Consider the following 7,515-nt stretch of genomic DNA (forward strand, 5'->3'; position numbering starts at 1 on the left):
TTTGTCTCGGCAACGCTGCCGGAGTGGGAGCAGAAAATCCACCTAACTCAACTGTCCAGATTCCTCGGGCCACCTCTCTGGTCTGATCGTTGTGCATATGTAGTTGTATGAGAAGGGCTACCCCCGCCTATTGGCAGGGGAGCCTAGTTTTAGTCACTCCGCCTGCTCGCCGATTTGCTGCGTCGGTTCAGTAGGTAGCGGCGAATAGATGCTCCCAGCAAAAGTAGCTACGATGATTAGTGCCGCAACCACTGCGGCGATTTGCTTGGCCCAGAAGAAAAAAGTCTGCGCCCGCATCGCTATGCTGCTGGCATCATAGGCATAGCTGCTTTCTTCGTTTCGAAGCGCAGCACGAACGGAAAAATACGCCGCGATATATTGGAGGTAATCGAACACAATGACTAGAACCCCCAACACACCTGCAAACCGAACGATCGCACCGAAATTCGCAAGATAGTCTAATGCAAATTTCTCTCCTGAAGCGTGCTGTGCAAAAACCCACGCAACAATACCGACACCAACGAACCTGCTGGTCTCGCTGATTCTTGATGTAACTTCAGTCTTTCGATCGATCCGGTTCAACTTCCGGTCATGATCAGACTCGCTCATACAGAAATGTCCTTTAACGGCCACTGACCATTGGGCCTGGATCGTCTGGGTCACCACCGAATTTTTTTCCGGGGCTGACGGCAACAATGCTCTCCAAGCTCTGCATCCATGCAGTCTTGAACGCGTCATCGCCTGCGAAGAGTTTGTAAAGCTCCAGCTCGTCTTTACGGCGGCGCAGCATTACATCCTTCAGAATACGCTCGAAAGCCAAGGCCCGGTTCTGCGGGTCTTGATTCTTCTCATACTTATCCTCGAAATCTGGGTGTGCTCGCACGCTTTCCGCGATGTTCACGAACTTGACGCGTTGTTCTTCGGGGGTGGCGCTCCAGCCTTGGAACCAACGCTCGTTGAACGTTCGCACGATCTCATCTAGGGGGTCGCTATCAGGCTCGCCATCTCGATATCCCCTTGGGTTGGGGTTTTGCGGGTCCAGCTCGGTCTCTGAGGTATCTAATCCGATCTCGTGGTTCAGCTTTACACGCTCTAGGCCGTAGGAAGATAAATCTACGGCTTCTAGAATTTCATCGAGTGTATCCTGGTTCGGATCTGTAACTTTCAGCTTTGGAACCAAGAACTTCAGAAACCAAAATAGCTTTTCCCATTCCAGAACCTCGAATGGCATGATCGCGGCCATTTGGCCGTAGATTTTGACAAACTGTTTGGCCTTCACCTTGAAGTCGATCTTGTCAGGGGTCTCCAGCTCTAGCTCGTCATTGAAACGGGCCGCAGCCACATCGATGATGGCACTCAAAACTTGCGCGTCCTCTCCGGCGAAGTACCGGATCGCAAAGTCATCTACTTCGGAAGCTTCATAAACACCCACATCGTCAAGCGCGCCCTTGAGCTCATGCAGAACATTGATGTCAGTCGCCTCAGAAAGGGTCGTCACGGTGTAGAATGGATCAAACGCCGCCTTGATCTCATCAACTGTGTTGAAGAAATCGAGGACGAACAAGTCCTCGGTGCGCTTGTTCAATTTGCTGGCGGATCGGTTCAGCCGTGAAAGCGCCTGAACGGCTAGAACGCCTTGCAGCTTCTTATCAACATACATGGCTGAAAGCTTAGGCTGGTCGAAGCCGGTCAAATACTTGTTCGCCACGATCAACAGACGGTATGGGTCGGTGCCGAACTTGTCGCGCGTGTCTGTTTCACCAAAGCCGTTCATCCCGGCATCGGTGTATGAAACGCCGTCGAGCTCCTTCTCGCCTGAAAACGCGATAAGCACCTTGAACGGATTGCCTCGCGCATCAAGCAGTTTGGTAATCGCTTTGTAGTACCGGATCGCCGCCTTGATATCTTGGGTGACGATCATCCCCTTGGCCTTGCCCTTCAGCTTCTTGGCATTCACCACTTGGCCAATGAAGTGATCCAACATGATCTCGGCCTTGGTATTAATCGTCTGCTGGCTGCGCTCCACATAGGCGCGCAGCTTTTTCTGGGCCTTCTTGGTGTCGAAATCGGGGTTGTCCTCGATCGACTTCTGAATCTCGTAGTAGCTCTTGTAGGTTGTGTAATTGGCCAAGACGTTGAGGATGAAGCCTTCCTCGATCGCCTGCTTCATGCTGTAGAGGTGAAATGGCGCAAAGCTGCCATCGGCCTGCTGTTCGCCGAACTTCTCAAGCGTCGTGTTCTTCGGCGTCGCGGTGAAGGCCAGATAGGACGCGTTGCCGCGCATCTTGCGGGCCTGCATAGCGGCCAGAATCCGGTCCTGCGGATCGTCGGTGTCGTCATCTTCCGATGCCTCAGCGCCCAATGCTTCGTTCATCTTGCCAGCGGCCACGCCGCCCTGGCCGGAATGCGCTTCATCAATGATCACGGCAAAGCGCTTGTCGCTCATGTCGGCGATGCCATCGATGATGAAAGGGAACTTCTGGATCGTTGTGATGATGATCTTTTTGCCCGCCTCAAGCGCGGTTCTCAGATCGGCAGATCGGAACGCCGGGGCCACGATGTTCTTGACCTCGGAGAAGTCCTTGATGTTCTCGCGCAGTTGCTTGTCCAGAAGCCGCCGGTCGGTCACGACGATCACGCTGTCAAATAGCGGGCGGTCCATGCCCCGGTCGCCTGCCGCCTGCGCATCCGCCGGATAGGTCTCGATCAGTTGATAGGCCGCCCAGGTGATCGAATTGGATTTGCCCGACCCCGCCGAATGCTGGATCAGATAGCTATGGCCAACGCCGGTCGTTGCCGCGTGATCCAAGAGCTTCCGCACCACGTCCAACTGATGATAGCGGGGAAAGATCAGGGTTTTCTTGGCCAGCGGGTCTTTTGCATCGCCTTCCAGCAAGACAAAGTGCTGAATGATCCCGGCCAGGCTGCGCTTGTCGAAGACCTCTTCCCAAAGATAAGCCGTCTTGTGGCCGTTCGGGTTCGGCGGGTTGCCTTCGCCCTCTTTGTAACCCTTGTTGAAGGGCAGAAAGAACGTGCCTTTGCCCGCCAGCTTGGTGGTCATGAATACCTCGTCGGTGTCCACGGCCATATGCACAAGCGCGCGACCGAACTGCAAAAGCGGCTGCGTCGGGTCGCGGTCTTCGCGGTATTGCTTTTGCCCATGATAGCGGGCGGTTTGCCCCGTCCAGGCGTTCTTCAGCTCCAGCGTGATCAGGGGCATTCCATTCAGGAACAGCACCATGTCGATCTCTTGGAGCGGGTTGGCCTGAGAATAGCGCACCTGCCGCATCACGCTGAACAGGTTGGCGTCGAAGTTTTCATGCACCTTGGCCGAGGAGCTGGCCAGCGGCGCGGGGTACATCAACACCAGAAAGGCGTTGTCCACTTGCAACCCCTTTTTCAGGATATGCAGCAGGCCCTTTTGTTTGATGATCCGGTCAAAGCGTTCAAGCACTTTGCGCTGCCAATCATTCGGGGAATGCTTGCGCAGCTTGTCCAGCTCATCGGCTTGCGTGTGTTCCAGAAACTGCCAGAACAGCTTGGTGTCGAGCGCATATTGCGCATCAAAATCCTGTGGCAAGCCGATACGGAACTTGGTCGGATTGTCGGGCTGCGGCTGGCCAGCCAGCTCCTCACTGGTGAAGCCCGTCAGATGTTTCTGGATCGCCTGTTCCAGCGCGATTTCTTTTGTATTACTGACCATGCCCACCCCCTTAAATCACCTTAATCTTGCCTGTCACTGCCGCATTAATCAGCGTGGCCTTGTATTCTTTCAGCGCCTCAATCTGGCGCTCTTTCAATTCAATTGCACCGTCGATCTTGGCCATCTCAAATTCGATATGCTTTACAATTTCTTTTTGCTCTTCAACTGATGGGTAAATGAATGGGATGGCCTTCATTCGGGTTTTATTTAGATCCCACTGGCCGATCCGAACTCCGTCTGAAGCTTGCCCGAAAAAGGTGACGTATAACTTGCTTCTGATTGCGGTATTGAAGAAAGCCCCATCAAAATCTTTCAGCAGAGAAAATACAAAGTAGGCCGGACTAACTATCCCAGTATGCTCAGAGATACCGTAAGAGCCTTGCCAAGCCTTCATTTTGTTCATGGCAAACTGCCCGGCTCGCACCAATTTGTACCCGCTTAGATCATCCGGTATGAAATTGTGATTGCTCTCTTGATCCTCTACATCCCTCACAATCACGCCCTGTTCACGAGTGACAGATAGAAGCGTTTTTTCAGGATGGTTCTTTTCCGACACGGGGAAAAGGAGAGAGCCCAGCGTGTCCACAGTCCAATGCGCCGGGATTTGGCCGATCCAGTCGATGCCGCTGTCTTTCATGGGGGCGTCGGGGTCCAGACCCTTGGTGACGACCTCTTGGATGATGATTTGCTTGCGCTCGCGCAAAAGGGCAATCTGCCCCTCCTTGATCTTCACCGCCTGATCCATCTTGTCGGTTTTGTCATCGAGGAAACGGGCGATGGCCTGTTGTTCTTCCAGAGGTGGAACAAGGAACGGGATCGCCTTCATCCTCGTCTTGTTCAAATCCCACTGGCCAATCCGAACCCCGTCTGACGCGCTACCGAAATAGGAGACATAGAGTTTGCTTCGGATCGCAATATTGAAGAAACGCGGATCGAAGGACTTTGCGAAGTCAAACACATAGTAGGCAGGGCTGACAATTCCTGTGTGCTCGGAGACCCCGTAAGAACCCTGCCATGCCTTCATCTTGTTCATGGCAAACTGCCCTTCGCGAACGAGCTTGTAGTTGCTCAGATCGTCTGGGATGAAGTTATGGTTGCTGTCCTGATCTTCGACATCACGCTCAATTACCCCCGCCTCGCGAGTGATCGAAAGCAACGGTTTGTCGCCGTGGTTCTTCTTCGAAACAGGCGAAAGACAAGAACCTAGCTTGGAAACAGTCCAATGGCCAGGAACGTTCTTGATCCAATCAAAGCCGGAATCTACGTAGTCATCATATCGCGGATACTGCGGCAGCTGCATCACGCCACCTCCGCGTTTGGCTTTTCCTCAAGCCCAAGGATATCCGCGATCAATCCGTCAGCCCGCGCCTCAAGCTCCAAGAGGTCAGCGGTTACCTTCTCAACGGCGCGTAGCGGTTTGTGGCGGTAGAAGTATTTGTTGAAGCTGATCTCATACCCGATCTTGACGCTGTCCATGTTGATCCAAGCCTCAGGCACATGAGGCTGCACCTCGATCAGGAAATAATCGTGGATGCTGTCCTTTAGCGGCACGCTTTCCGCATCGCGCAGGTCTGAATTGCTTTCATAGGTCAGATAGGTGCCGTCTGGCTGCCGAAAATAGCCGAAGTCGGCCAACTGGCCCTCGGCGCAGCCAAGGCGGTGCAGCAGAGCGTCCAGCTTGTCGCCTTTCAGCTTCAGCTCTTTGCCGATGACCTTTTCGGCGTCTTCGTCATACCAACTGACCGCGTTCAGGATCGCGTTCTTTTCCGGCGCGGACAGCTTGATCTTCTGCGCCTTCAGAGTCACCGTAACGGTATCGCGGAAGGCGTTATAATCACTCGTCTCGTCTGTGCCGATGATGTCCATCAGGCGCAGCCCCGTGGCGTGCAGGTCGCGCAGAGATTGCCAATACTTCACGTCCAGCAGCTTGCCACGCGCCTTGGCGTTCAGCGTGATCTCTTCATCCTCGCACCATTTCAAGATGTCCTTGGAATGGTCCTTTAGGAAGCCCGCTTCATAAACCTGATCGCCATGCTCTTCCCAAAGATGCTCCATGGGCGCGCGCAGGGATTTGTCAAAGCGCAGTGGGGCCAGACGTGCGGCGGAAAATCCTGCGCTGCGGCGGTCGGGCCGTTCAATGGTGACCTTGTGATAGCCAAAATCCTGATTGTCGAAGATTTGCACGGCAATGCCCGTCGGGTCACCGTTGTCGTCCAGTTGGCGCTCAATGGGTCCAAAACCCAGATAGGCGCTCGTAATCGCCTCGATGTGCTCAGGCGCGAATTCACAGTTCTTGTCGCCTAGGTTCTTGCGCAGCTTGCGATACAGCAGGTTCGCGTCGATCAGCTGCACCTTGCCTTTGCGCGCCTCCGGCTTGGCGTTGGACAGAAGCCAGATATAGGTGGTGATTCCGGTGTTGTAGAACAGGTTGTTCGGCAGCTGGATGATCGTGTCCAGCAGGTCGTTTTCGATGATGTAGCGGCGGATGTTGCTTTCGCCGCCGCCCGCATCGCCGGTGAAAAGGCTGGAGCCGTTGTGAACCGATGCGATGCGCGAGCCCATCGGGCTGTCGCTGAGCGGCTTCATTTTCTTGACCATTTCCATGAGGAACAGAAGCTGTCCATCGCTGGAGCGCGGAGTTGCGTCTTGCGTGTCGGTCTCGCCCCAATAGTCAGTCAGATCGACCTTGAAGCGCGGATCGATCACGTCCTTGCCGTCCTTGATAAACTTCTGCTCACTCGCCCAACTCTTACCATAGGGCGGGTTGGAGAGCATGAAGTCAAACTTACGGCCCGAGAATTCATCGGTGGACAGGGTCGATCCGACCTTGATGTTCTCGGGGTTGTTGCCCTTGATCATCATGTCCGATTTGCAGATCGCGTAGGTCTCGTCGTTGATCTCTTTCCCGAAGAGATAAACGTCGCTCTTTGCCTGTATCAGGCCGTCGGGGTCTATGATGTAATTCTGACCTTCGGTTAGCATCCCACCCGATCCGCAGGCCGGGTCATAGATTGTGAGCACCGAAGGCAGCTGATCCTTAATCGGGTCAAACATGAGGTGCGTCATGAGGTGGATCACTTCGCGCGGAGTAAAGTGCTCCCCTGCCTCCTCATTGTTTTCCTCATTGAACTTGCGGATCAGTTCCTCGAAGACATACCCCATGCCAAGGTTGGACAGGCCGGGCATAAGGTTGCCATCGGGGTCTTCTTTGTCGTGCGGGGTCAGGTTGATCCGGGGCGATACAAACTTTTCCAGTACGTCGAGCAACACGTCCTTGCCCGCCATGTGGCGCATCTTGGCCATGAGGTCGAAGCGTTCGATGATTTCCTTGACGTTGTCACTGAAGCCGCCGAGATACTCCTCCATGTTGGCCAAGAGGATTTGCCTATTGTTAGTTGCGGTGTCGTGCAACTTGCGGAGGGTCCACTGGCTCGTATTAAAGAAAACGTAGCCCGATGCGGAGCGAAGAGCTTCATCATCGAGCTCGGTCGAGCCCATTTCCTCTTTCTGGAATTTCAGCTCTTCAAGAACTTTGTCCTTTGTGGGTTCTAGCAGAGTATCGAGGCGGCGTAGTACGACCATTGGCAATATCACATCGCGATATTTCCCGCGCACATAAACATCGCGCAGGCAGTCATCCGCAATCGACCAAATAAAAGAAATGAGTTTGTTGTGCGTGGTTTGATTCATCTTGTCTCTTGCTCGATTGTTTAATGACGCGGCCATTTTTGCTGCCTTAGCAGGGTGCTGATTTAGTCGCTGATCCGGAACGCTATCCCTTCAACGGCGCCGGTTCGGGTGATCTTCTCACT

The 7,515-nt window shown here is 53.9% G+C and carries 4 protein-coding genes; all 4 read right to left on the reverse strand.

From position 1 onward, the window contains the following. Positions 1-153: 153 nt before the first annotated feature. Genes ACFSUD_RS19165 through ACFSUD_RS19180 form a run of 4 tightly spaced genes read right to left on the reverse strand, consistent with a single transcriptional unit; the run spans position 154 to position 7,393 of the window. The gene (locus ACFSUD_RS19165; RefSeq protein WP_386376106.1) at positions 154-609 is read right to left on the reverse strand and encodes a hypothetical protein; all 456 of its coding nucleotides are present in this window, start codon (positions 607-609) and stop codon (positions 154-156) included. Between the two features lie 13 nt (positions 610-622). Beyond that, positions 623-3,703 carry a type I restriction endonuclease subunit R gene (locus ACFSUD_RS19170; protein WP_386376107.1) on the reverse strand — a complete coding sequence of 1,027 codons (3,081 nt, stop codon included), beginning with the start codon at positions 3,701-3,703 and terminating at the stop codon, positions 623-625. Positions 3,704-3,713: 10 nt separating this feature from the next. Continuing rightward, complete coding sequence (locus ACFSUD_RS19175) at positions 3,714-5,003, reverse strand: restriction endonuclease subunit S (protein WP_386376108.1); 1,290 nt, start codon at positions 5,001-5,003, stop codon at positions 3,714-3,716. Beyond that, on the reverse strand, positions 5,003-7,393 hold the full coding sequence (locus ACFSUD_RS19180; protein ID WP_386376109.1) for an N-6 DNA methylase: 2,391 nt from the start codon (positions 7,391-7,393) through the stop codon (positions 5,003-5,005). The genes ACFSUD_RS19175 and ACFSUD_RS19180 overlap by 1 nt, the downstream gene beginning before the upstream one ends. Positions 7,394-7,515: the final 122 nt, after the last annotated feature.

It is taken from the genome of Sulfitobacter aestuarii, from assembly GCF_042685005.1.
Lineage (GTDB): Bacteria > Pseudomonadota > Alphaproteobacteria > Rhodobacterales > Rhodobacteraceae > Sulfitobacter > Sulfitobacter aestuarii.